The sequence below is a fragment of the Halomonas sp. Y3 genome, assembly GCF_024137965.1.
Taxonomy (GTDB): Bacteria; Pseudomonadota; Gammaproteobacteria; order Pseudomonadales; family Halomonadaceae; genus Halomonas; species Halomonas mongoliensis.
In genome coordinates this window covers 2,156,476-2,181,192 of record NZ_CP099975.1, presented here as the reverse complement: position 1 = coordinate 2,181,192, position 24,717 = coordinate 2,156,476, and the positions used below count along the sequence as shown (strand labels likewise).

21 protein-coding genes are annotated in these 24,717 nt (G+C 70.4%); 5 read left to right on the top strand and 16 right to left on the bottom strand.

The genetic code is table 11. The annotated features are described in order from the left end of the window. The first annotated feature begins 4 nt into the window (after positions 1-4). On the top strand, positions 5-1,000 hold the full coding sequence (locus NHL60_RS10430; protein ID WP_253443030.1) for an adenosine deaminase: 996 nt from the start codon (positions 5-7) through the stop codon (positions 998-1,000). A gap of 103 nt (positions 1,001-1,103) precedes the next feature. Here the strand turns inward: NHL60_RS10430 and NHL60_RS10425 are convergent, their stop codons facing one another. Further along, complete coding sequence (locus NHL60_RS10425; protein ID WP_253443028.1) at positions 1,104-2,093, bottom strand: cytochrome-c peroxidase; 990 nt, start codon at positions 2,091-2,093, stop codon at positions 1,104-1,106. Positions 2,094-2,325: 232 nt separating this feature from the next. On the opposite strand from NHL60_RS10425, the gene msrP reads away from it, so the two are divergent. Together msrP and NHL60_RS10415 are read left to right on the top strand one after the other, a co-directional pair. Beyond that, positions 2,326-3,291 (top strand): protein-methionine-sulfoxide reductase catalytic subunit MsrP, encoded by a 966-nt coding sequence (msrP, locus tag NHL60_RS10420; RefSeq protein WP_253443026.1) that lies wholly within the window; start codon positions 2,326-2,328, stop codon positions 3,289-3,291. 17 nt (positions 3,292-3,308) lie between these two features. Next, on the top strand, positions 3,309-3,911 hold the full coding sequence (locus NHL60_RS10415) for a sulfite oxidase heme-binding subunit YedZ (RefSeq protein ID WP_253443024.1): 603 nt from the start codon (positions 3,309-3,311) through the stop codon (positions 3,909-3,911). Positions 3,912-3,917: 6 nt separating this feature from the next. On the opposite strand, the gene guaD is transcribed toward NHL60_RS10415, so the two are convergent. The 4 genes from guaD to xdhA all read right to left on the bottom strand — a co-directional run bounded on the left by guaD (position 3,918) and on the right by xdhA (position 10,227). Further along, positions 3,918-5,237: a guanine deaminase gene (gene guaD, locus NHL60_RS10410; protein WP_253443022.1), complete on the bottom strand. Its 1,320-nt coding sequence runs from the start codon at positions 5,235-5,237 to the stop codon at positions 3,918-3,920. An 85-nt stretch (positions 5,238-5,322) separates the two neighbouring features. Beyond that, on the bottom strand, positions 5,323-6,210 hold the full coding sequence (xdhC, locus tag NHL60_RS10405; protein WP_253443021.1) for a xanthine dehydrogenase accessory protein XdhC: 888 nt from the start codon (positions 6,208-6,210) through the stop codon (positions 5,323-5,325). After that, entirely contained in the window at positions 6,207-8,762 is a 2,556-nt protein-coding gene (gene xdhB / locus NHL60_RS10400; protein ID WP_253443020.1) for a xanthine dehydrogenase molybdopterin binding subunit, read from the bottom strand. Before xdhB ends, xdhC begins: the two co-directional genes overlap by 4 nt. Next, positions 8,746-10,227 carry a xanthine dehydrogenase small subunit gene (gene xdhA / locus NHL60_RS10395; RefSeq protein ID WP_253443018.1) on the bottom strand — a complete coding sequence of 494 codons (1,482 nt, stop codon included), beginning with the start codon at positions 10,225-10,227 and terminating at the stop codon, positions 8,746-8,748. The genes xdhB and xdhA overlap by 17 nt, the downstream gene beginning before the upstream one ends. Before the next feature lie 247 nt (positions 10,228-10,474). Here xdhA and NHL60_RS10390 point away from each other — a divergent pair, with 247 nt between their 5' ends. Beyond that, positions 10,475-11,149, top strand: coding sequence for a TetR/AcrR family transcriptional regulator (locus NHL60_RS10390; RefSeq protein ID WP_253443016.1), 675 nt, complete (start codon positions 10,475-10,477; stop codon positions 11,147-11,149). Here NHL60_RS10390 and NHL60_RS10385 read toward each other — a convergent pair. The 4 genes from NHL60_RS10385 to NHL60_RS10370 form a co-directional block, all read right to left on the bottom strand. Further along, complete coding sequence (locus NHL60_RS10385) at positions 11,130-11,426, bottom strand: HigA family addiction module antitoxin (protein ID WP_253443014.1); 297 nt, start codon at positions 11,424-11,426, stop codon at positions 11,130-11,132. The genes NHL60_RS10390 and NHL60_RS10385 overlap by 20 nt on opposite strands. An 18-nt stretch (positions 11,427-11,444) precedes the next feature. Further along, positions 11,445-11,726: a type II toxin-antitoxin system RelE/ParE family toxin gene (locus NHL60_RS10380; protein ID WP_253443012.1), complete on the bottom strand. Its 282-nt coding sequence runs from the start codon at positions 11,724-11,726 to the stop codon at positions 11,445-11,447. Positions 11,727-11,798: 72 nt separating this feature from the next. Beyond that, positions 11,799-13,016 (bottom strand): organoarsenical effux MFS transporter ArsJ, encoded by a 1,218-nt coding sequence (arsJ, locus tag NHL60_RS10375; RefSeq protein ID WP_253443010.1) that lies wholly within the window; start codon positions 13,014-13,016, stop codon positions 11,799-11,801. Further along, positions 13,013-14,029, bottom strand: a complete 1,017-nt coding sequence (locus NHL60_RS10370; RefSeq protein ID WP_253443008.1) for an ArsJ-associated glyceraldehyde-3-phosphate dehydrogenase — start codon at positions 14,027-14,029, stop codon at positions 13,013-13,015. The genes arsJ and NHL60_RS10370 overlap by 4 nt, the downstream gene beginning before the upstream one ends. Before the next feature lie 79 nt (positions 14,030-14,108). On the opposite strand from NHL60_RS10370, the gene hrpB reads away from it, so the two are divergent. Continuing rightward, positions 14,109-16,547 carry an ATP-dependent helicase HrpB gene (gene hrpB / locus NHL60_RS10365; protein WP_253443007.1) on the top strand — a complete coding sequence of 813 codons (2,439 nt, stop codon included), beginning with the start codon at positions 14,109-14,111 and terminating at the stop codon, positions 16,545-16,547. A gap of 21 nt (positions 16,548-16,568) precedes the next feature. Here the strand turns inward: hrpB and NHL60_RS10360 are convergent, their stop codons facing one another. From NHL60_RS10360 to NHL60_RS10330, 7 genes are read right to left on the bottom strand one after another with little or no spacing between them, the layout of a single operon-like run. Beyond that, positions 16,569-19,493 carry a proton-conducting transporter membrane subunit gene (locus tag NHL60_RS10360; RefSeq protein ID WP_253443005.1) on the bottom strand — a complete coding sequence of 975 codons (2,925 nt, stop codon included), beginning with the start codon at positions 19,491-19,493 and terminating at the stop codon, positions 16,569-16,571. Then, entirely contained in the window at positions 19,490-19,774 is a 285-nt protein-coding gene (locus NHL60_RS10355; protein ID WP_253443003.1) for an NADH-quinone oxidoreductase subunit K, read from the bottom strand. The genes NHL60_RS10360 and NHL60_RS10355 overlap by 4 nt, the downstream gene beginning before the upstream one ends. Further along, a complete protein-coding gene (locus NHL60_RS10350) occupies positions 19,771-20,697 on the bottom strand; it encodes a hydrogenase subunit MbhD domain-containing protein (RefSeq protein WP_253443001.1) in 927 nt (308 codons plus the stop codon). The genes NHL60_RS10355 and NHL60_RS10350 overlap by 4 nt, the downstream gene beginning before the upstream one ends. After that, positions 20,694-21,038, bottom strand: a complete 345-nt coding sequence (mnhG, locus tag NHL60_RS10345) for a monovalent cation/H(+) antiporter subunit G (RefSeq protein ID WP_253442999.1) — start codon at positions 21,036-21,038, stop codon at positions 20,694-20,696. Before mnhG ends, NHL60_RS10350 begins: the two co-directional genes overlap by 4 nt. Beyond that, positions 21,031-21,321 carry a monovalent cation/H+ antiporter complex subunit F gene (locus tag NHL60_RS10340; protein WP_253442997.1) on the bottom strand — a complete coding sequence of 97 codons (291 nt, stop codon included), beginning with the start codon at positions 21,319-21,321 and terminating at the stop codon, positions 21,031-21,033. Before NHL60_RS10340 ends, mnhG begins: the two co-directional genes overlap by 8 nt. Continuing rightward, on the bottom strand, positions 21,321-21,851 hold the full coding sequence (locus tag NHL60_RS10335; protein ID WP_253442996.1) for a Na+/H+ antiporter subunit E: 531 nt from the start codon (positions 21,849-21,851) through the stop codon (positions 21,321-21,323). The genes NHL60_RS10340 and NHL60_RS10335 overlap by 1 nt, the downstream gene beginning before the upstream one ends. Next, on the bottom strand, positions 21,851-24,619 hold the full coding sequence (locus tag NHL60_RS10330; protein ID WP_253442992.1) for a cation-transporting P-type ATPase: 2,769 nt from the start codon (positions 24,617-24,619) through the stop codon (positions 21,851-21,853). The genes NHL60_RS10335 and NHL60_RS10330 overlap by 1 nt, the downstream gene beginning before the upstream one ends. Positions 24,620-24,717 lie beyond the last annotated feature (98 nt).

Genomic DNA, 24,717 nt, shown 5'->3' with positions numbered 1-24,717 from the left:
CGCCATGCGTGATTTCCTTAAGCGCCTGCCCAAGGCCGAGCTTCACCTGCATATCGAGGGCTCCCTGGAGCCCGAGCTGATGTTTGCCCTGGCCGAGCGTAACGGCGTCGCGCTGCCCTATGCCTCGGTGGAGGAGGCGCGCGCCGCCTATGACTTCAGCGATCTGCAGTCCTTCCTCGACCTCTACTACCAGGGCATGAGCGTGCTGCGCACCGCCGAGGATTTCCACGACCTGGCCATGGACTACTTCCGCCGCGCCCATGCCGAGGGAGTGGTGCACGTGGAGATGCACTTCGACCCCCAGGCCCATCGGATACGCGGCATCGAGCTGCCGGTGGTGATGGAGGGGCTGTCGCTCGCTCGGCGCGAGGCCGAGCGAGAGCTGGGGCTCAGCACGGCGCTGATCATGGCCTTCCTGCGCGACCGCGATGCCGAGGAGGCCATGGCGGTGCTGGAGGAGGCCGCTCCCTACTGGGAGATGCTGGATGCGGTAGGCCTGGACAGCGCCGAGCGCGGCAACCCCCCCGAGAAGTTCGTCGAGGTGTTCGAGCGCGCCGCCCGGCTGGGCATTCCCCGGGTGGCCCACGCCGGCGAGGAGGGGCCCCCCGACTATATTCGCCAGGCCCTGGATCGGCTCGACGTCTGCCGCATCGACCACGGCGTGCGCTGCCTGGAGGATCCCGACCTGGTGGCGCGGCTGCGCGACGAGGGGGTGGTGCTCACGGTCTGCCCGCTCTCCAACGTGCGCCTCAAGGTGGTGGAGCGCATCGAGGCGCACCCGCTGCCTCAGTTGCTGGAGGCGGGCCTGAGGGTCACCCTCAACTCCGACGATCCGGCCTATTTCGGCGGCGGCATGCTGGCCAACTTCGAGGCGTGCCAGCGTGCCTTCGGCTGGGACGAGGCCACCTTCATCCAGCTGGCCGGTACGGCCATCGAGGCGGCCTTCATCAGTGACGCCCGGCGCACCGAGCTGCGTCACCGGCTGGCGGCCTGTTACTGACATCCGTCGCTGTCCGGCGGCACGGCACACGAAAACGGCGCCCCCGTCAGGGGGCGCCGTTAGCGAGAACGAGGGGCGGCAGGCTCGAGCCGCCCTGGCGAGGTTACGGCAGGGCCGGGACCTCGAAGTCGGGCATCTCGCCGGTCAGGGTGTGCAGGAAGGCAGTGATGTTGGCGATGGTCTCATCGTCATACTCGCGACCCAGCATCTCCTGGCCCATGATGGCAACGGCCTCCTCCAGGGTCTCGGTGGCGCCATTGTTCATGTAGGGGTAGGTGACGCCCACGTTGCGCAGAGTCGGGGTGCGGAAGCGGTACATATCCGCCTCGTCACCGGTCACTTCAAAGCGGCCCACGTCGGTGGAGCCCGGCACCTGGATGCGGTGGAACATGCTGTCGGTCAGCGCCGGGCCGCGGTGGCAGGCGATGCAGCCGGTGTCCACGAAGGCCACCATGCCGTCCTTCTCCTGCTGGTTCAGGGCGTCGATATCGCCGCGCAGGTAGCGGTCGAAGGGCGAGTTCGGCGTGTTGAGGGTGCGCTGGAAGCTGGCGAGTGCCTTGGCCAGGTTGTCGGCGTTGATCGGGTCCTCGTCGCCGGGGAAGGCCTCGGCGAACTTCTTCTGGTAGAGGTCGAACTCGTTCAGGCGCTCCAGGGCGCTGTCGAGGTCCATGGCCATTTCCACATCGGCCTCGATGGGGCCGAGGGCCTGGCCTTCCAGGTCCGGCTCGCGGCCGTCCCAGAACTGGGAGCCCAAGAAGCCGGAGTTGAGCACGGTGGGGGTGTTGCGCTCGCCGATCTGGCCGTCGTGGCCGGTGGCGCGCGGAATACGGTCCGCCCAGCCCAGCGCGGGGTTGTGGCAGGTGGCGCAGCTGATCACGCCGCTGGAGGAGATGCGCGGCTCGAAGAAGAGCATGTTGCCGAGCTCGACCTTCTCCGGGGTCAGGGAGTTGTGGGCCGGGATCGGCGGGAAGTGGGGCAGTGGCTCGAAGCGGTCGCGGTAGTTGCCGAGCCCGTCGTCGGCCATGGCCGGCGCGGCGATGGCGAGCGCGGAGCCCATGGCAATGGCGGAGGCCAGCAGGCGCTTGGTGGTCATGATGATTCCCCCTCGGGATGTTGATATGGGTCAGTAACGGTTAACCCGTCCTTAACCTTCTGTTTCAACAGTAGCGGTGTCGCCTGTCGCTAATCAACCTAGTAAAACTGTCGGAAAAGGACCAGTCTTGAGTTGTGTCAATTTTTCGATCTAGTGATGCAATGTTTCTAGACGGTATCGGCATTATCCTTGAAACTGTCGACGCCCCGTCCCTGTACCGGAGAGAGTCCAGATGTCTCGCTATCGCTACCCCGCCATTCCCGAGTCGGAGGTCACCCCTCGCGAGCTGTTCCGCCAGCGGCGCCGCTTTATCAAGGCGGGTGCCGCCCTGGGGGCGGCCGCCCTGGCCCCGGGTCTGCTGCTCTCGCCGGCGGCTCACGCCTGGCGTGGGGGCCTGGAGGAGCGACTCGCAGGCGAGCTGCCCAGCCAGTCGCTGGCTGGCGATGAGTCGCTGACCGCGTTTCGCGATGCCACTACCTACAACAACTTCTATGAGCTTGGTACCCGCAAGAGCGACCCCGAGGTCTATGCCCACCAGCTGCGTACCGACCCCTGGTCGGTGACCATCGAGGGTGAGGTGGAGAAGCCCGGCACCTTTGCCCTGGAGGATATCCTCGCCGGTCAGTCCCTGGAGGAGCGCATCTATCGCATGCGCTGCGTCGAGGCCTGGTCCATGGTGATTCCCTGGATCGGCTTTCCCCTGGCCGACCTGCTCAAGCGCCATGGGCCCACCTCCCGGGCGAAGTACGTGGTCTTCGAGTCGATCCTCGACCCCGATAACCTGCGCGGCCAGCGGCGTTCCATCATCGAGTGGCCCTATCGTGAGGGGTTGCGCATCGACGAGGCGATGCACCCCCTGACCCTGCTCTCCGTGGGGATGTATGGCGAGGTGATGCCCAATCAGAACGGCGCCCCGATACGGCTGGTGGTGCCCTGGAAGTATGGCTTCAAGAGCATCAAGTCGGTAGTGAAGATCCGCCTGGTGGAGGAGCAGCCCAGCACCTCCTGGATCGACCAGAACCCCAGCGAGTACGGCTTCTATGCCAACGTCAATCCCGAGGTGGACCATCCGCGCTGGTCCCAGGCCCGGGAGCGGCGCATCGGCGAGAGCGGGCGTCGCGAGACCCTGATGTTCAACGGCTATGCCGATGAGGTCGCCGAGCTCTATGCCGGGATGGACCTGAACAAGCACTTCTGACGCGAGCGAGTCCCTCCATGCTGATGACGCCTGCCGCACGGATCCTGGCCTTTCGCCTGCTGGTGCTGGCCGCCGGGTCGCTGCCCGCCCTGTGGCTCGCCTGGCTCTGGGCCAGCGATGCCCTGGGCGTGGTGCCGGGGGAGGCCGTGGTGCACTTCACCGGCCGCACCGGCTTCACCCTGCTGGTGGCCACCATCGCCTTCAGCCCCGCCTTTCGCTTTACCGGCTGGGTCGGCTTCATGATCGCCCGCCGCCAGATCGGCCTGTGGGCCTTCTTCTGGCTGCTCGCCCACATGCTGGCCTGGATGGGCCTCGACCAGTACTGGGACTGGCCCTGGATTCGCCGCGAGATGGTCGACCTTCCCTATATCCGCTACGGGGCGGCCGCGCTGCTGCTGCTGGTCCCTCTGGCGCTCACCTCTTTTCGCCATACGCAGAAGGCCATGGGCTACACTGCCTGGCACTGGCTGCACCGGCTGATCTATGTGTCGGCGGCCCTGGGGGCGGTCCACCTCTGGGTGCTCACCCGCGCCGACTACCTGATGGCCACGGGTTTTGCGGTCGTCGTGGCCGCCCTGGCGCTGTTCCGGGTCATTGACGCGGTCATTTCTCGTCGCTAGCCGATATCATCCTTCGCGGCGGTGCTGCAGGCGTCCATTTGCCCAGGTCTCGGCCACGGCGCGGTCGTCGCCCAGCATCATGAGCGCGAAGAGGGTCTCGCCTAGGGTGCGGCAGCGCGCCGTGCGCCGGGCCAGCAGCGGGGTCGCTGCGGGGTCGAGCACCACGAAGTCGGCGTCCATGCCCGGCGCCAGGCGGCCGATGCGATCGCTCAAGGACAGGGCCCGGGCGTTGCCCAGGGTCAGCCCAAAGAAGCCCTGCCAGGCGGTGAGGGGCTGGCCGCGCAGCTGGCCGACCTGGTAGGCGGCCTTCAGGGTGGCAAGCCCCGAGAGGTCGGTGCCGCCGCCCACGTCGCTGGCGAAGGTGACGCCCAGCCCCACCTCGCGTGCCGCCTGGCGGTCGAAGAGGCCGCTGCCCAGGAAGAGATTGGAGCTGGGGCAGAAGGCGAGGTTGGCGCCGCGCTCGGCCAGGCGTGCGCGCATCTCCTGGTCCAGGTGGATGCCGTGGGCGAAGGTGCTGCGCGGCCCCACCAGGCCAGACGCTTCATACACCGCGAGGTAGTCGCGGCTGCCGGGGAAGAGCTCCGCCACCCAGTCCAGCTCGCCAGTGTTCTCGGCCAGGTGGGTCTGCAGCCAGAGGCTCGGGTCGTTTCTCAGGATGGCGCCGGTGGCGTCGAGCTGGGCCCGGGTGGAGGTGGGCGCGAAGCGCGGGGTGAGGCTGTAGCCGAGCCGCCCCTTGCCGTGCCAGTCGCCAATCAGCCGCTCGCTGTCGCGGATGCCGCCCAGGGTGTCGTCGGTGAGCCCTTCGGGCGCGTGGCGGTCCATCAGCACCTTGCCGGCCAGCATGCAGAGCCCACGCCGCTGGCTCGCCGCGAAGAAGGCGTCCACCGAGACCGGGTGGCTCGAGCAGAACACCTGGGCGGTGGTGGTGCCGACCCTGAGCATCTCATCCAGAAAAGCCTCCGAGAGGGCGTCTGCGTGCTCGCGGCTGGCGAACCTTAGCTCCTCCGGGAAGGTGTAGTCGTTGAGCCAGTCGAGCAGCTGACGCCCGTAGGAGGCCATGATCTCCAGCTGCACGTAGTGGACGTGGCTGTCGATGAAGCCGGGGGTGATCAGCTTGCCGCGGTGATCGATCACCTCGAGGCCCGGGGGCAGCTCGGGGGCCAGGGTGGCGTAGTCGCCGATGGCCCGGATCCGCCCGTTCTCGAGCCAGAGGGCACCATCACGATGGTGGGTGACGCTGCCCGGGGCGGGGGTATCGGCGTCGCCGGGGTCGGCATCGAAGCTCAGCAGTTCGGCGCGCAGCAGGCGCGAGTCGTTCGTCGTCATTATGGTCGAGCTCATCGATTTGGTGTCACCGGGGCTGATCCGTCGACAGGCCTCCTTTCCCCTCTTCGGCCTGCCCCCGGCGCCCCTAGGTTACGGTGGTGGTGTTGAAGGCGGCTCTGAGCACGGCGGGATCCAGGCCGCGCTGGTCGGGGCGTTCGACGCTTGCCGTCAGCGGCAGGAGCTCGGCGAGGGTGGCAAGCGCAATGGCGTAGGGGGTCTTGTCACCCCCGGTGCCACCCGCCGCCATGCCGATGGGGCAGCGCACCCGGGCAAGCGTCGCCTCGTCATGACCGGCCTTGCCCAGCCGCGAGCGAAAGCTGGCCCACTTGCTGGTCGAGCCGATCAGGCCGAGGGAGGCGACGTCGCCACGGGCGAGCAGGGCATCCACCAGGGTGAGATCCTCGGCGTGGTCGTGGGTCAGCACCAGGGCATGGGCGCCGGGCGGCAGCGCGGCCACGGCGGCGGCCGGGTCGGGGGCGTGGCGGCAGGCGAGCCGCGGCTGCTTTGCCGCCCAGTCGGGGAAGGCCCCCGGGCGGCTGTCGTGCCAGCGCACCTGCCAGGGCAGCGGGGCGGCCAGGCGCACGAGCTCGGTACCCACGTGGCCGGCGCCGAACAGCGCCAGGGTGGTGGCGCTGCCCGGGAAGACCTCGATCAGCACGTTGACGAAGCCGCCGCAGCACTGGCCGCTGCGCCCGCCCAGGGAGAAGGCCTCGAGGCTCAGGCCCCCCTCGGGACGGCCATCGTTGCCTACGAGCCGCGCCCGGGCGGCCTCGATCACCTGGTATTCGAAGGTGCCGCCGCCCAGGGTGTCGAAGACGGCATCGGCGGTAATCACCATGCGCGCCCCGGGCTCCCGGGGCGTGGAGCCGGCGCTGGTCACCTGGGTGGCCAGGGCGTGGGGCAGGCCGTCGCGCTGCAGGCGATGCAGGGCGGCGTGCCAGCTTTCGGGGCGTTGGCCGCCTGCGGTGATCATGGCGTCGCCTCCTCGAAGGCCGGCGGCCAGTCGCTGTGGCGTGAACGCAGCGCCTCGGCGGCCAGCAGCACCCGTTCCGGCGTGGCCGGGGTGTCGAGCCGCGGGGCCTCGCGGTAGTCGGCGAGGCTCGCCAGGGCGTCACGCAGCGCCGACCATGCCGAGATGCCCAGCATGAAGGGCGGCTCGCCCACCGCCTTGGAGCGGTAGATGCTGGCCATGGAGTTGGGATGTCCCTCCATCAGCGCGACGTTGAATACCGGGGGCAGGTCGCCGTAGGTGGGGATCTTGTAGGTGGCCGGCCCGTCGGAGATCAGCCGGCCGGCCTCGTTCCACTTGAGTTCCTCGCTGGTCAGCCAGCCCATGCCCTGGATGAAGCCGCCCTCCACCTGGCCGATATCGATGGCCGGGTTCAGGGAGTCGCCCACGTCGTGCAGGATGTCGACCCGGTTCACCTGGTACTCGCCGCTCAGGGTGTCCACGCCCACCTCGGCCACGGCGGCCCCGAAGGCGTAGTAGTAGAAGGGGCGCCCCTGGCCGGTGCCGCGGTCGTAGTGGATCAGCGGCGTGGCATAGAAGCCCTTCTCGGAGAGCGAGACGCGGCCCAGATAGGCCGTCTGCACCAGCTCGCCCCAGGGGATGCGCCGCTCGCTCTCACCAACGCCTGCCACCAGATGGCCGGCCTCCAGGCGCATCGCCTCGCGGTCGAGGGCATAGTGCTCGGCGGCGAAGTCGAAGAGCCGCGCCTTGAGGGTCAGGCAGGCGTCCCGGGCCGCCATGCCGTTGAGGTCCGCGCCGCTGGAGGCGGCGGTGGGGGAGGTGTTGGGCACCTTGTCGGTGCGGGTGGCGGTGATGCGGACGCTCGCGAGGTCCAGTGCTAGCTCCCGGGCCACCACCTGGCAGATCTTGGTATGCAGCCCCTGGCCCATCTCGGTGCCGCCGTGGTTGATCTGCACGCTGCCGTCGGTATAGACGTGGAGCAGGGCGCCGGCCTGGTTGAGGTGCTTGGCGGTAAAGGAGATGCCGAACTTCACCGGGGTCAGTGCCAGGCCGCGCTTGATCACGGGGCTGTCCGCGTTGAAGGCGGTGATGGCCTCGCGCCGGGCCCAGTAGTCGCTGCTCGCCTCCAGGCGCTCGATCAGCTCATGCAGCAGGCCGACCTGGTCAACGGTCTGGCCGTAATGTGTCACGTCGCGGGGGAGGGCATCCCCCTGGGTGCCGTCGCTCTCGTGGCGATAGAGATTGCGCTTGCGCACGGTGAGCGGGTCCTCTCCCACCCGGCGGGCGATATCGTCCATGGCCGCCTCGATCACCATCATCCCCTGGGGGCCGCCGAAGCCGCGGAAGGCGGTGTTGGAGGCGGTATGGGTGCGGGCGCGATGACCGGTCACCCGGGCCGCGCCCAGGGAGTAGGCGTTGTCGGCGTGGAACATGGCGCGGTCGACGATGGCATCCGACAGGTCCGGCGAGTAGCCGCAGTCGCCGATCACGGTGATCTCGCCGCCCTGAATCACGCCCTTGTCATCTACGCCCAGCCGGTAGCGGTTGTGGAAGGGGTGGCGCTTGCCGGTGACCCGCATGTCGTCGCCCCGGGGCAGGCGCAGCCTGGCCGCGCGGCCGGTGCGCCGAGCGACCAGCGCGGCGATGCAGGCCCAGGGTGAGGCCTGGGTCTCCTTGCCGCCGAAGCCGCCGCCCATGCGCCGTACCTCCACGGTCACCGCATGGAAGGGTATGCCCAGCACTTCGGCCACCAGCTTCTGGGTCTCGCTCGGGTGCTGGTTGGAGGTGTGGACCACCACCCCCTCGTCCTCGGTGGGCGTGACCAGGCAGGCCTGGCCCTCGAGATAGAAGTGCTCCTGGCCGCCCACGAACTGCTCGCCCTCGACGACCTGGCTGGCGCCTCCCAGCGCCGCCTCCCAGTCGCCGCGCTGCTGGATGTGGGTGGGCCTCACGAACTCGCCGCGCTCGGCGGCGACCACCGCATCGAGACTCGCCGGCCGCTCGTCGATCGTGACCAGGCCGGCATCGAAGGCCGCCTTCACCGCCTCCCGGGCGGCGCGGTGGCTCTCGGCGGCCACGGCGAAGAGCACCTGGCCTGCGTAGCTGATCTCGTCTTCGACGAAGATCGGGTCGCCGGGAAAGACCGGGCCGATATCGGTGTGGCCGGGCACCTCCTCGATGCCGACCGCGTCCACCACCCCGGGCAGCGCCCGGACCTGGTCGAGGGCCACGCCGGTCAGCCGGCCGTGGGCCACCGGCGAGAGCGCCAGGGCGACGTGCAGGCAGTCCGCCGGTACCTTGAGGTCGTCGATATAGGCGGCGCGGCCGGTGACGTGCTTGACCGCGCTCTCGTAGGCCTGGGAGTGGCCGGCGCTGCCCGGTGTCTGGGTGTTGCGAGCCAAGGGGCTCGCGCCCTGAATGCGCCCCTCGAGCTCGCGTCTCGCCTCGACGGAGTCGGCGCCGATATCGGCATCCGGCGACTGGGACGTTTCGGCACCGATCGTCTGATCCGGCGCGGCACCGGGCGCCTTGGAAAGCTTAGTGAGCGTACGCATGGAGCATCACCTCCCGGTCGCGGTCTTGTGTAGGTGCTTGTTGCTGCCCAATGACAAGGCGCAGCCGCTCCAGCAGGTTGGCGGCGGAGAGCGCGCGGTAATGGGCGCTGCCGCGCACGTCGCTCATCGGCTGAAAATCGTTCTGCAGCGCCGCACGGGCCGCCTGGAAGCAGGCCACCGTGGGCGGCTGACCCTCCAGGGCCGCCTCGGCGGCGGCTGCCCGCTTCGGTATGGCCGCCATGCCGCCGAAGGCGAGGCGCACGTCGCGCAGTACGCCGTCCTCCAGGCGCCAGGCGAAGGCGCCCAGCACCGCCGAGATATCATCCTCACGACGCTTGGATAGCTTCCACACCTTGAGGTGTCGCCCCGGTTCGGGGCGCGGCAGGAAGATGGCGCGGATCACCTCGCCCTCGCGTAGGGCAGTCTTCTTGTAGTCGAGGAAGACGTCGCCGAGTGGCAGCTCCCGCTCTGCCTCTTCAGCAGCATCGCCGGGCCCGGCCAGCCAGAGCCGCCCGCCTAGTGCCAGCAGCACCGGCGGGGTGTCGCCGATGGGGGAGGCGTTGGCGATATTGCCGCCCAGGGTGCCGCGGTTGCGCACCTGAGCGGAGCCCAGGCGGTGCAGCAGGTGGGCGAAGGCGGGGTAGTGCGCCTCGAGCAGCGGTTCGAGGCGCGCGTAGGTCACGGCACCGCCGATCCACCAGCCTTCGCGGCCGTCGTCCAGGGTGGCCTCCTCGATGGTGGTGAGCTCGGCCACCCGGGTCACGTCCACCAGACGCTCGAACCGGCGCAGGCGCTGGGTCACCTCCAGCCAGAGGTCGGTGCCGCCGGCGACGATGGGCGCCTCGGGGTGGCGGCGTCGCTCCTCGACCAGCTCGGCCAGGGTCGCGGGCTGCACAAAGGCGCTATCGGCTCCTGGCTCCTGGTGCTGTGCGCTGGCATCCACGGCACGATCCAGCCACCCGGGGCGCGGCCAGGGGGGCTCCCCCATGGAGAGTGCCGCGTCGCGGATCGGGCGATAGCCGGTGCAGCGGCAGAGGTTGCCGCCCAGCGCCGCTTCGAGTCGCTCGGGGGTCAGCGGAGCGGGCCTCTGCTGCTGCTCCTCGTGCAGGGTGAAGAGCGACATCACGATGCCCGGGGTGCAGAAGCCGCACTGGCTGGCGTGGCAGGCCACCATGGCCGCCTGGGCGGGATGCAGCGCCTCGCCCTGGGCGAGCCCCTCCACGGTGACCAGCGAGCGGCCCTGGAGCTGGTGGGCGGGGGTGATGCAGGCGTTAGCGCTGTGATAGCGAACCCGGCCGTCGGGGCCGGCCTCGCCGATGGCCACGGTGCAGGCGCCGCAGTCGCCGGAGGCGCAGCCCTCCTTGGTGCCGGTCTGGCCCAGGGTCTCGCGCAGCAGCTCGAGCACGCTGGTGTCGGGCGTGGCCTCGCACCGGCGGGGCTGCCCGTTGAGCAGGAAGTCGATCATGGCGTTGTCTCTATTATTGATCGCCGAGTGTCGCGTCCCGTCAGGGTAGCGAGCTTGTTGACCATCTGGTCAGGTTGTTTTCAGCATGGCCAACGCTGGCCGACTTTGCAAGCGTGGGAGGCGCAAGGCGCCTTTCGCTGACGCGGCACCGGTTACTGCGATAGCCCTGGGAAAGCCCTGCCGCCGTTGCATGCACCGCCGCAGTGCGGCACTCTCGGCTGAGACCACTGGCACAGGGAACCGGTAGATGACAGAAGTCGCGAGTCCGGCGGCGATACGCCGTGCGCGAGAGAGGGGGGAAGCCGGCGGCGCGACCCGCGAGCGCAACGAGCGTGAGATCCTCGCCGCGGCAGAGAAGATCTTCGCCGCTCACGGCTACCGCGGCGCCAGCGTTCAGGCCATTGCCGAGGCGGCGGGGCTGCCCAAGTCCAACGTGCTCTACTACGTGGGCAGCAAGCGCGGGCTCTATGTGCGCCTGCTGGAGCGGATGATGGCGCGCTGGAATGCGCTCCTGGACGATATCTCGGTGGACGATGACCCCGCCGAGGTGCTGGAGGCGTTCATCCGCAGCAAGATGGCGCTCTCCCGGCGCCATCCGGAGGGCTCGCGGCTCTTCGCCGCCGAGATCCTCGCCGGCGCCCCCTTCCTGCAGGAGTACCTGAGCGGCGAGCTGCGCGGCTGGGTGGAGGAGCGGGCGAGGATCTTCCGCCAGTGGGCCGAGCGCGGCCTGATGGATCCGGTGGAGCCGGTCTGGCTGATTTTCCTGATCTGGTCCGCCACCCAGCACTATGCCGACTTCGAGGCTCAGGTGCTCGGCATCACCGGCAAGGGGGAGCTCAGCGACGCCGATGTCGAACAGATCACCGCCTTCCTCACCCGGGTAATCCTCAAGGGGTGCGGGGTCACGCCGCGCGAGGCTTGATACCGCGGAAGTCGCCCTTGCGGCGGGCTTCCTCCAGGTCGTAGGCGTTCTGCAGCCGCAGCCAGTAGCCCTCGCTGGTGCCGAAAAAGCGGGAGAGGCGCAGGTCGGTATCGGCCGTGATGGCGCGCTTGCCGCGTGTGATTTCGCCGATTCGCGTGGCCGGTACGCCGATGGCGCTGGCTAGCCCGTTCTTGGTCAGACCCAGTGGCTCGATGAAGTCCTCCAGCAGGATCTCACCAGGATGCACGTTGGGCAGGCGCTCGTTGGGTTGCGTCATGGCGGCCTCCTCAGTGATTCAGTGATAGTCGACGATCTCCACATCCCAGGCGTTGCCGTCTTCGAAACGAAAGCAGATTCGCCATTGGGCATTGATCCGGATACTGTGCTGGCCGGCTCGGTCCCCCTGCAGTGCCTCGAGGCGATTGCCGGGTGGAATGCGAAGGTCGTCAAGCGTGGCAGCGGCACCGAGCTGGCGCAGCTTCTTCAATGCATTGCGCTGCATGTCATGCGGGAGGCGTTTCGCGACCCGGCCCTGAGCAACCAGGGCAGTCTGCTTGTCCTTGAAGGAAGCGATCATGGTCGGTGCATACAAAGCTTTTGATGAAAAATAACGCAAGGCGTTATATGACGCAAGGCGTTTTGTCTGGGCTCATTCCTCCTTCGGCAGCGCCAGGCTGATCGCCACCGTTGCCGCGAGCATCGCACTCGACACCCACAGCGTGGCGGTGAGGCCGCCGGCGAGGTAGAGCCAGCCGGAGAGCAGGGTGCCGATCAGCCGCCCCATGGCGTTGGCCATGTAGTAGAAGCCCACGTCCAGCGAGACCCCGTCCGAGCGCGCCATGCGCACGATCAGGAAGCTGTGCAGGCTGGAGTTCACCGCGAAGACCGCGCCGAACAGCATCAGCCCCCCGAGCAGCACCATCTGCGGCTGCGCCGCCAGTAGCTGTCCTTCAAGACCCAGGGCGATCAGCGCCGGCAGGGCGGTAAGCGCCGCGGCCCAGGCGATGGCGGCGCCGCGGCCCGCCGTGCGCCCGGTGATCCTGGGGGCGACCGCCTGCACCGCCCCGTAGCCGATCACCCAGAGGGCCAGGAAGCCCCCCACCCGCCAGCTGTCCCAGCCGAACTGGGTGGCCAGAAAGACCGGCAGGGCGACCACGAACCAGACGTCCCGGGCGCCGAAGAGGCACATCCGCGCCGCCGAGAGGATATTGATGGCGCGGCTCTTGGAGAGCATCTCGCGAAACTTCGGCTTGGCCTTGGCCCGGCCCAGGTCGCCGTCGAGGCGCATGAGCGACAGCGCCAGCACCCCGGTGAGCATCACCGCCATGGCGAGTATCGCCCCCTGGAAGCCGATCAGGGTCAGCAGCAGGCCCCCCAGGAAGAAGCCCACGCCCTTGAGCGCGTTCTTGGAGCCGGTGAGCAGCGCCACCCAGCGGTAGAGCGCCTCATGGCCCTCCGTCCCCTGGGGCACCAGGGTCTTGATGGCGCTCTTGGCGCTCATCTTGTTGAGGTCCTTGGCGATGCCCGAGAGCGCCTGGGCGGCCATCACCCAGGGCACCGAGAGCCAGGCCACCGGCACCAGCAGCATGGCAAGCGCCACCACCTGCAGGCCGAGCCCCAGGTTCATGGTGCGGTTGAGTCCCAGTCGCGCCCCCAGCCAGCCCCCCACCAGGTTGGTCACCACCCCGAAGAACTCGTAGAAGAGGAACAGCAGCGCCACTTCCAGGGCCGAGTAGCCGAGCCCGTAGAAGTAGAGCACCACCAGCATGCGCAGGGCGCCGTCGGTGAGGGTGAAGGCCCAGTAGTTGCCGGTGACCAGCAGGTACTGGCGGATCTCCCGGGGCAGGGCGGCGACGCGGGCGATCATGCGTCCGCCATCCCCACCTTGGCGGCCAGTTCCGCGGTGCGGCAGGCGTAGCCATACTCGTTGTCGTACCAGGCGTAGAGCTTCACCTGGGTGCCGGCCACCACCATGGTGGAGAGGGCATCGACGATGGCGCTGCGCGGGTCGGTGCGATAGTCGATGGAGACCAGCGGGCGTTCCTCGTAGCCGAGGATGCCGGCGAGCTCGCCCTCGGCGGCCTCCTTCAGCAGGGCGTTGACCTCCTCCTCGGTGGTCTCGCGGGCGACCTCGAAGACCATATCGGTGAGCGAGGCGTTGGCAAGCGGCACGCGCACGGCGTGGCCGTTGAGCTTGCCTTCGAGCTCCGGGAAGATGGCGGTGATCGCCTTCGCCGAGCCGGTGGTCGTCGGTATCAGGCTCATGCCGCAGGCCCGGGCGCGTCTGAGGTCCTTGTGGGGGGCATCTAGAATCGTCTGCGTATTGGTAATGTCGTGGATGGTGGTCATGGAGCCGTGGCGGATGCCGAGGTTCTCGTGGATCACCTTGACCACCGGCGCCAGGCAGTTGGTGGTGCAGCTGGCCGCCGTGACGATGCGGTGCCGGGCCGGGTCGAAGAGGTGGTCGTTGACCCCCACTACCAGGTTGAGCGCACCTTCGTCCTTCACCGGGGCGCTCACCACTACGCGCTTGACCCCCTGGTCCAGGTAGGCCTGGAGCCTGTCGGTGGTCTTCATCTTGCCGGAGGCCTCGATCACCAGGTCGCAGCGGGACCAGTCGGTGGCCTCGATCTCGCGGTTGGCACTGAACGCGATGCGCCGGCCGGCCACGGTCAGGGAGGAGTCGTCCGCCGTGATATCATCGCCGCCGCCGGTCCACTGGCCGTGCACTGAGTCGAACTGCAGCAGGTGGGCGAAGGTGGCGGCGTCGCCGCCCGGGTCGTTGATCTGCACGAACGCGAGGTCCGGGTTCGTCCAGCCGGCGCGCAGCGCCAGGCGGCCGATGCGGCCGAAGCCATTGATGCCGATGCGTATCGCCATGGGAAGGCTCCTTGGGTATCAGGGGAAGTGGAGAACGAGCATATATGGCGAATCGTATATGAAGTCAGGTGACAGTTCGATGACAGCCGGCCTGCCCATCGAGGCGCGGCTCGACGCCATCCAGGCCGCCCTGGCGGCACACTCGCGCGCGCTGCTGGTGGCCGAGCCCGGCGCCGGCAAGACCACCCGGGTGCCCCTGGCGCTGCTCGAGGCCCCCTGGGCCGCCGAGGGTCGGCTGCTGCTGCTGGAGCCGCGGCGGGTGGCGGCACGGCTTGCCGCCGGCTTTATGGCAGATACCTTGGGTGAGCGCGTGGGGGAAACCGTCGGCTACCGGATGCGCGGCGAGAGCCGTGCTGGCCCGCACACCCGCCTCGAGGTGGTCACCCAGGGGGTGCTCACCCGCATGCTCCAGGAGGACCCGCTGCTGGAGGGGGTGGCCGGCATCCTCTTCGACGAGTTTCACGAGCGCAGCCTGGAGGCGGATCTCGGCCTGGCGCTGGCCCTGGACGCCCAGTCGGTGCGCGACGACCTGCGTCTGCTGGTGATGTCGGCGACCCTGGACGTCGAGGCCCTGCTCGGCGTGCTGGGCGAGGGCACCCCGGTGATCGACTGCCCGGGGCGCACCTTTCCGGTCGAGACCCGCTACCGCGCCCTCACTGCCCGGGAGGAGGCCGCCCCCCAGCAGGCCCGGGCGCTGCTCGACGCCATGGGGCAGCAGGCGGGCGATGCCCTGGTGATCCTACCCGGGGTGGCGGAGATCCGCCGCCTGGCCCGGGAGCTCTCGCACCGGTCGCCCGAGCTTGCCGTCATGGAGCTCCACGGCCGCCTACCCCTGGAAGACCAGCGCCGCGCCCTGCGCCCCGACCCCGAAGGGCGCCGCCGCGTCGTGCTCGCCACCGCCATCGCCGAGTCCAGCGTCACCGTGGACGGCGTGCGCCTGGTGGTGGACGCAGGCCTGGAGCGGGTGCCGGTCTTCCAGCCGCGAAGCGGCCTGACCCGGCTGGCGACGCGTCGCGTCAACCGCGCCAGCGCCGACCAGCGCCGGGGCCGCGCCGGCCGCCAGGGTCCCGGCCTCTGCCTGCGGCTGTGGGCCGAGGAGCAGCCGCTTATCCCCCATGGCGAGCCGGAGATGCGCCAGGCCGATCTCGCCCCGCTGGCCTTCGAACTGGCGCGCTGGGGCGTCACCGACCCGGGTCGCCTCGCCTGGGTCACCCCGCCCCCCGCTGGGGCGCTCTGTGCCGGGCGCGAGCTGCTTCGGCGCCTGGAGCTGCTGGATACCGAGCATCACCTTACCGAGCTGGGACGGCGAGCGGGGCGCTGGCCCACCCACCCGCGCCTGGCGGCCATGCTGGAGCGCGCCCGAACGCTCGATGCGCTGCCGCTCGCCTGCGTCCTGGTGGCGCTGCTCGAAGGGCGCGGCCTGGACGACGAGCGGGATTTGGAGCGGGCCCTGCAGTCGCGGCTCAAGGCGCCCCGGGAGCACCGCCAGTGGCAGCGGGACGCCGAACGGTTGGCGCGCATTGCTGGGGCATCGCTGGAGGTCACGAGCCTCTCGCCGCTGGGGGAGCTGCTGGCGCTGGCCTATCCGGAGCGCATCGCCCAGCGCCTGGATGCCCCGGGCCGCTTTCGCCTGTCTAGCGGGGGGCTGGCGACCCTGCCCGAGACCCACCCCCTGGCCCATGCCGAGCTGCTGGTGGCGGTGGAGCTCGACGGCGAGGCGAGCGGGGCGCGGATTTTTCGCGCCGTGGCGCTGGGCCGCGAGCGGCTGGAGGCGCTCTACCCCGAGTGCGGCCAGTGGCGGGCGAGCCTCGAGTGGTCCGACGCCGAAGGCCGTTTGCTCGGCGAGCAGGTGCGCGGCCTGGGGGCGGTGGTGCTGGCGCGAAAGCCCCTGGCCAAGCCGCCGGCCGAGGCGGTGAGGTCGGCGCTGCTCGAGGCGCTGCGCCGCCGGGGGCTGCCACGGGACGACGCCCTGACCCAGCTTCGCGGCCGGTTGGCGCTGCTGCGCCGCACGCTGGGCGATGAGTGGCCCGATGTCTCGGAGGCGGCGCTGCTGGAGACCCTGGAGACCTGGCTGGAGCCCCATCTGGAGGGCATCACTCGCCTCGACGCCGTGGAGCGCCTGCTCCTGGCGCGCCTGCTGCTCGATACCCTCGACTGGCCTTTGCGCTCGCGGCTCGATTCGCTGGCGCCGCTGCGCCTGGCGGTGCCCAGCGGCGCCAGCCACCGGGTGGACTATGCGCCCTGCCTCGAGGGCAAGCCGCCGGTGCTGGCGGTGAAGCTGCAGGAGTGCTTCGGCTGGCAGGCCTCGCCGCGCGTCGCCGACGGCCGCGAGGCGGTGCTGCTGCACCTGCTCTCGCCGGCGCGCCGCCCGCTGCAGGTCACCGCCGACCTGGCGAGCTTCTGGGCCAATGGCTACGCGGAGGTGCGCAAGGAGATGCGCGGCCGCTACCCCAAGCACCCCTGGCCGGAAGACCCTACCACCGCCGAGGCCACCGCGCGCACCAAGCGGCGCGGCTGAGCCGGGCCGGCGGCCGTGCGCCTACGCCAGCCCGGCCAGCCCCAGCAGCAGGGCGGTGAGTCCCAGGCAGACGCCGAAGGCGGGCCAGGGCATCAGCCAGGCGTCGGCGCGGCGCAGCCTCCAGCGCCAGCGGCGTGTCCCGCGCCTTGCACCCATGCGGCGTGCCCTGGCGCGCACCTCACGGCGCCAGCCCAGTGTCGTCAGTCGCCGCTGCAGCGGAGTGGCGACTCTCAATGCCATACCCAGCGCCACGGCCAGCAGGGCTGGCATCAGCGCCTTGAGCCAGGCCTCCGGCGCGGCCAGATAGGCCAGCGGGACGCCGGACCAGACCCAGGGCAGCAGGGCCGCCAGCGCGCCCAGCCCCCAGAGCGATGCCGCCAGCCAGGTCGGCATCGCGCTGCCTTCCGCGCGGGGCTCGAGTCGCCATAGCAGCCAGCCCAGCCGGAGCATCACCAGGCTCGTCATCACCCCGCTCAGGGTCACCGGCCAGGCGGCCAGCGACGCCTCGTTCAGCGCCGTCTCCATGCCCGCTTTCACCGCCAGGCCGCTTGAGGGCGGCAGCCCCGCCAGGGTCAGGGCGGGCAGCGCCAGGGCGCCCAGCAGCAGGGCGCGCCCGCTTGCGCTGCGGGCGAACAGCCCTGAGCGCATGAACAGCCCTGAGCGCATGAACAGCCCTGAGCGCATGAACGGCCCTGAGCGCATGAACAGTCCTGCGCCGATAAAGAGCGCCGCCTTGGCCAGGGCGTGGGCGGCCACCAGCCCCAGCAGGGCCGGCAGGGCGGCGGGGCTGCCCAGCAGGTGCAGGCCCAGCAGCGCCGTGGCTAGGCCCATCTGGCTGACGCTGGACCACGCCAGCAGCGGCTTGGGTCCGGTCTGAGCCAGGCCGCGGCCGGCGCCATAGAGGGCGCCGGCCAGGCCTGCCGCTACCAGAAGCCCCCCGGCGCCCGCGGCGCCGTCGCCCAGCAGCAGTACAGCCCCCAGCAGCCCCACCTTGATCATCAGTCCCGAGAGCACGGCGCTGGCCACCGGCGGCGCTACCGGATGGGCCAGCGGCAGCCAGCCATGGACGCCGATGGCCCCCGCCTTGATGGCAAGCCCCAGTCCCAGCGCCGCCAGGGCCACGCCCGGCAGCTCCGCCTCGGCCAGGTCGGCAAAGGCCAGCGACGGCGAGGCCTGCCAGGCCAGGGTCAGGCCCAGCAGCAGGCTCACCTCGGCGATCAGCATCATGGCCAGGTAAACGGCGGCGGCGCTCCGAGCCCCCGGGCTGCCGCCCAGCCAGACCAGCCCCCAGCCGGCCAGACCCAGCCAGGCGGTGCCCAGGTAGAAGAGGAGCAGGTCGCCGGCGGTGAGAGTGACAAGATGCGCCGCGGCGGTGAAGATCAGCAGCGCCGTGAGCCCCGGGGGGGAGCCGGTGGCCCGGCCGGCTGGCGTGGTCGAACGGGAAGTGAGCAGTACCAGGGGCCAGAGCAGCAGCGCCGGCAGCAGCCAGGGCAGCCGGGCGGCGTCGAGGCTCGGCGCCGCCAGGGTCAGGCCGGCGGCGCCTGCCAGAGCCGCCAGTCCCGTCAGCCAGGCCAGCGCCCCGAGCGCCAGGGCCGGCAGCGTGTCGGGCTCCCGGGAGCCGCCGGCGCCGTGCGCCGTCGGCCCCTCGGCCGGCGCCAGGGCAATCGACAGAATCCGCCACAGCCAGGCGGCGGTGAGCAGAGTGCCGGTGAGCATCACCCCGGCCAGGGGCCAGAGCTCCGCCTCCAGGGCGGCGCGCAGCAGCCACCACTTGCCGACGAAGCCGCCGCTTGGCGGAATGCCCACCAGGGAGAGCCCGCCGATGGCGATCACCGCCCAGGCGAGCGGCTGGCGGCGAGCGCTGCCGGCCAGTCCCGCCAGGCGGTCGTGGCCATGGCGGTGCTTCAGGGCGCCGGCGGCCAGGAAGAGCCCGCCCTTGGCCAGGCCGTGGGCCACCAGCAGCCAGAGCGCGCCCCAGGCACCGATGCCCTGCCAGGCGTCGCTGCCGGCGAGCGCCGGCAGCATCAGGGCATAGCCGCTCTGGGAGAGGGTCGACCAGGCGATCACCAGCTTGAGGCGGCTCTGCAGCAGGGCCTGGAGGCCACCCCACATCAGCGCCAGGGCGCCAAGCCCGGCCAGCGCCTGGCGCATCAGGCTGCCGAGCTCGGCGAAGGGGCCGAGCCAGAGCCGCCACAGCACCATCAGGGCCGCTGCCACCACGGCGCCGGAGAGCAGGGCGCTGACCGGAGCCAGGGCCCGGGAGTGGGCCGCCGGCAGCCAGCCGTGCAGGGGCACCATGGCCGCCTTGATCATCAGCCCCAGGGTGATGGCAAGCGCCGCCAGCCGGGCCGCCGGGCCATCCTCGAGGGTGGCGGCCACCAGCGCCAGATCCAGCCGGCCGGTCTGGCCGTAGAGCAGCGCCACCCCGAGCAGATAGAGCAGCGACGCCAGCAGCGAGGCCATCAGGTAGCGCAGGGCGGCCACGTGAAAGGGGTCGTCCCGGGAGCGGCTGACCAGCCCCACCGCGGCGAGCGCCAGCAGCTCCAGGGTGACATAGAGGTTGAAGAGATCGCCAGAGAGCAGCAGGGCGTTGAGGGCCGCCCAGAGCAGCCACCAGAGGCTCCAGAGGTAGCGGTCATCGTGATGGCTCGGCTCCGCCGCCAGCGCCAGGCTGGCCAGTGCCATCAGCGCACCGACCATGGCGATCAGGGCCGCGGCGGGGGCGTCGAACCCCCAGGCGATGCCCAGCGGTGGGGCCCAGCCGCCCAGCCAGAGCTCGCTATCGAGCGTTTCGAGGGTAGCGGCCAGCCCGGCGCCGGTCAGGGTCAGCCCGCCCAGGGCGATGACCACCTGAGATCGCACCGGTAGCGCGCCAAGAAAGGCGCTCATTGCGAGTGCCAGCGGCAGTACCACCAGCAGGGGCAGCAGGAGGTCCTCCGGCGTCACGGCTCCTCCTCGCGGTGGCGACGCCGCTCCTGGGCCTGCACCGTCAGCGCCAGCACGGCGGCGGTGGTGCTGACCGCCACCACGATGCCGGTGAGCACCATGGCGTGGGGCAGGGGATCGATACCCTCGGTGGTGCGGGCCAGGGCCACCAGCAGCAGGAAGATGGCGCTGGCCAGCACGTTGAGCGCCAGCACCCGGCGCAGCAGGTCGGCGGCGCGAAAGAGGCCGACCAGCGCCATGCCGGCGAGCGCCGCCGCCAGCAGCAGGTAGAGCGCGCTCATCGGCCGGGCTCCCCGTAGAGGTAGAAGGCCATCAGCATCAGGGCGATGGAGAGCGCCGCGGCCACTTCCACGGCGAGAATCAGCGGCCCGGCCAGGGCGTCCGGCAGGGCCAGGAAAGTGCCCGCCAGACCCAGGCCGGCGAGGCCCACGGCAAGAAACAGCAGCACGCCTGCCGCCAGCAGCAGGCGCAGCAGCGGCTGGCGGCGAGCATCGTGCACCCAGTGCACGGCGCCGGCGAGCACCATCAGTACGCCGCCGGCGCCCAGCACCGCGCCGGCAGGGAAGGCGCCCCCCGGAGCGTGGCTGCCTCGCCACAGCAGGTAGGCGGGCACCAGCACAAAGAGCGGATGCAGCAGCCGGGTCAGGGCCGGCAGGCCGGGCAGGGCGGTGGCGGGCGCGTAGGGGGAGAGCGCCGGCCCGAGGGACCAGACCAGGCAGACGGCGGCCAGCATCACGGTGATCTCGAGCAGGGTGTCCCAGGCGCGCAGGTTGAGCAGCACGGCGGTGACGGCGTGGTCCACGCCGCTGTGGGGCAGCACCTCGGCCACCGGGCCGGCGAGCCCCGGTCGCGGCAGCTGCCAGGCGACCCAGGCCAGTGCCAGCGTGGCGCTCACGACCGTGGCCACGGCGGCCCAGACCAGCGGGCGCTGGGCGCGGCGCCAGGCCGGGGCGTGGCCCGCCTTGGCGGGCAGACGGCCCAGGGCGGCGAGCAGCAGAGCCCCGGTGACGCCGGCGCCGATGGCCGCCTCGGCCAGGGCGATATCCAGGGCGTCGAGTCGCACCCAGGCGAGCGACATCACCAGGCCGAAGACCATGAAGTGGGCGACCGCGGAGAAACGATGGGCATCGAAGAGCGCCTGCCAGGCCAGCCAGAGCAGGGCCGCGACGAGCAGCAGGTCGAAGGCCAGCGCCAGGGCGCTCACGGCGTATCCTCCCGCTCGTCGTCTTCCATGCTTCCGGGGCGCTGCTGCCGGGGTCTGAGGCCGCAGGCCAGGGCGGTGGAAGCGATCAGGGTGGCGCCGATGCTTGAGGCCACCAGCATCAGGGCCCAGACCAGCAGGAACTTGGCAGCGGCGGCCAGGCTCGGTGCCTGGCAGGCGAGCCCTAGGCAGATCAGCCCAAGGCCGAGGTTGTCGGCCTTGGTCAGGGCGTGCAGACGGGCATAGAGATCGGGAAAGCGGATCAGGCCGAGGTTGCCGGCCACGAAGAACCCCGTGCCGGCAGCGATCAGAGCGTAGCCCAGCGGGTGGAGCCACTCAGTCACGCCCCGCCTCCTCGCGGCTGCCGCTCTCCTCATGGAGCAGTGTCCAGGTACGGGTCACGAAGTTGGCGGTGGCCACGGCGGCCAGCAGGGCGACGAGCAGCGCCACATCTACCAGGGCGGGCTGGGCGAGGCCCGCGGCGAGCAGCAGCAGCACGGCGATGGCCGAGGCGCTGACAAGCTCGGCGGCGAGCATGCGGTCGGCGCTGGTGGGGCCCCGTCGCAGCCGCCACAGGGCCACGCCGAGGTTGAGCAGCAGCAGGGCGGCGATGGCCGCATGAAACATCAGCGGAGCTCCTTCTCCTCGTTTTCGCCACGGTTCTCGTTTTCGCCACGGCTCTCGTTTTCGCCACCGGCGTTGCCATGGCGATAGAGGCGAGCCACGCGGGTTTCCAGCCGAACGAGCTCCGCGGGAGTGTCGGTATTCGGCTTGAGGACATGCACCCGGAGTCTATCAGGCGTCAGGCGCAGCGTCAGGGTGCCGGGGATCAGATTGACCAGGCTGGCCATCAGCAGGCGCCCCGGCCCCTCGGGCAGGCAGTGCCAGGGGTGGTCGATGACGCGGCTCTCCAGGCGCGGCCGCGGCCGGCAGGCCAGGGCCGCCACCTGCAGGCCACCGCGCAGGGCGAGCCAGAGGGCGACCGGCAGGAAGGCCAGCAGCGCCAGGGGGCGCAGCCGTGAGGCTCCGCTCTGCGGCATTGCCAGAGCCGCGATCAGAATGGCGGGCACCCCCCAGGCCCAGGCGCTGCCGCCGCCGCTGATGGCCCACCAGAGCAGGGCCAGCGGCAGAAAGCGCCGGGCCAGGCGGCCGGGCATCAGGGCGCCTCGGGCTCGGAGTGGCCACTATGGCCGCCGCTGGCGGTGGGCTGGCTGCTCACGCCGCGCGCCCGCAGCACGTGCTTCTCGCCCTCGACGATCAGATAGATCGCCAGGCTGCCGGCCAGGATCACGACCCAGTGGCTCAGCGCCAGCCCCTCGCTGGCGAAGATCAGCTGCATGAAGGGCAGGTAGGTCCAGGCCAGCTGCAGCACCACGATGGTGCCGATGGAGCCCCACACCGGGCGGCTGCCGAAGATGCCCTCGGCAGACAGCGTGCTGCGCAGCAGGTAGCGGCTGTTGATCAGGTAGGCGGCGCAGCCCATCACCAGCATGTTGACCGCGGCGGTGCGGGCAAGCTCCACGCTGCCTCCCTGGGCCTGGATCCAGCTGAACATGCCGAACACGCCGGCCAGCAGCAGCAGCGAGACGAACACCACCCGCCACAGCAGGAAGAGGTCGAGCAGCGAGGCGCTGGGGTCCCGGGGCCTGCGGGTCATGATGTCCTGCTCGGCGTTCTCGAAGGCGAGCGCCAGGCCCAGGGTCACGGCCACCACCATGTTGACCCACAGCGCCTGGAGCGGGGTCACCGGCAGGGTGGAGCCGGCCAGCACGGCGAGCATGATCGCCATGCCCTGGCCGCCGTTGGTGGGCAGGATGAAGGTGATGGTCTTGCGGATATTGTCGTAGACCTTGCGGCCCTCGCGGATGGCGCCGACGATGGTGGCGAAGTTGTCATCGGCGAGCACCATCTCGGCGGCCTCCTTGGCGGCCTCGGTGCCCTGGATCCCCATGGCCACGCCGACGTCGGCGCGCTTGAGCGCCGGGCCGTCATTGACCCCGTCGCCGGTCATGGCGCAGATGCCGCCTCGCGCCTGCATCGCCTTCACCAGGCGCAGCTTGTGCTCCGGCGCGGCGCGGGCGAAGACGTCCACCTCCAGGATCACCTCCTCCAGCTCGGCATCGGACATCGCCTCCACCTCGCGGCCGGTGATGGCGCGCTCGGTGTGGGCAAAGCCGAGCTGTTTCGCGATCGCCAGGGCGGTGACCGCGTGGTCGCCGGTGATCATCACCGGGCGGATACCCGCGGCCAGGCACTCCTTGACCGCTTCGATGGCCTCGTCCCGGGGCGGGTCGAGCAGCCCCACCAGGCCCAGCAGCACCAGCTCCTGCTCGGCTTGGTCGTCGGTCAGCTCGTGGACATCCTTCACCCGCTTCTCGGCCAGGGCCAGCACCCGCAGCCCTCGGGACGAGAGGTCGTGAATCCGCTCTTCCCAGAGCGCCACGTCGAGCTCGCTCTCCCCGTCACCGTCGCGCACCCGTTGGCACATCTCCAGCAGGCGGTCCGGCGCGCCTTTTACCAGCAGCAGCTGCTCGTCCTCCACCTCATGCAGGGTGGCCATGTACTTGCGTTCGGACTCGAAGGGAATGGCGTCCTGGCGGCCGTGGTCGCCGCGCAGCGCCTCGGTGGTCAGCCCCGCCTTGGCCGCGGCGACCACCAGCGCACCTTCGGTGGGGTCGCCCTGGATCTTCCAGCGGCCCTTATCATCGGCGAGCTCGGCGTCGTTGCAGAGCACCCCCACCTTGAGGAAGTGGCGCAGGGCATGGTGCTCGTCCAGGTCCAGAGCCGCCTTTTCCGCTTCGCCGTTACTCACCCGGTGGAAGCTGCCCTCCGGGGCGAAGCCGATGCCTTCGATGCGCACTTCTCCCTCGGGCAGCCAGATCGCCTGGGCGGTCATCTCGTTGCGGGTAAGAGTGCCGGTCTTGTCGGAGAAGATGGTGGAGATGGAGCCCAGGGTCTCCACCGCCGGCAGGCGGCGGATGATGGCGTTCTTCTTCGCCATGACCTGCACGCCCAGAGCCAAGCCGATGGTGACGATGGCCGGCAGGCCTTCCGGAATGGCTGCCACCGCCAGGCCCACCGCGGCCATGAACATGTCGCCCAGGGGCTGGCCGTGGATCAGCATGCCGAAGGCGCCGGTCAGCGCCGCGGCGGCCAGGATGCAGACGGCCAGCACCTGGCCGGCGCGGTCGATCTGGCGCAGCAGCGGGGTCTTGAGCTGCTCCACCCCGCGCAGCATCTCCGAGATGCGGCCGATCTCGGTGTTGGCGGCGGTTTCCACCACCAGGCCTCGGGCGTTGCCCTGGACCACGATGGTGCTGGCAAAGGCCATGCTGGTGCGGTCGCCCAGGTCGGCGTCCTCCGCGGTCGCCTCGGTGTTCTTGTCCACCGGGGTGGACTCGCCGGTCAGCGACGCCTCCTCGGTGCGAAAGCGCCGCGCCTCCAGCAGGCGCAGGTCCGCCGGCACCCGGTCGCCGCTCTCCACCAGCACGATATCACCGGGCACCAGTTCCTCGGCGGGAATGGTCTGGCGCTTGCCGTCACGCAGCACGCTGGCCTGGGGGGAGAGCATCTGGCGGATGCTCTCCAGGGCCTGCTCCGCCTTGCCCTCCTGGATGAAGCCGATCAGGGCGATGATCAGCACCACCCCGAAGATCGCCCCGGCATCCAGGGTGTGGCCCAGGGCGAGGCTGGCGATGGCCGCCACGATCAGCACCAGCATCAGGATATTGTTGAACTGCTCCAGCAGCCGCTTCCACCAGGGCCGTGCCTCCGCCTGCTTGAGCTCGTTGGGGCCATACTCCTTGAGGCGCCGCTCGGCGTCGCTGGCGGCAAGCCCATCGGTCGAGCTGTCGAGGCGCTCGAGAGCCTCGTCGGCGGCCAGGGCGTGCCAGGCGGTGGTCTCGCTGCGTTTTGGGTCGGTCATCCTCTACCTCCGGCGCTGGTGGGCGGGTACTTCCAGAGAACTAGCATACAGCATGTTGTAGTGCAGTGATCCAGGGCAAGAACCGCCGCCAACTCTTC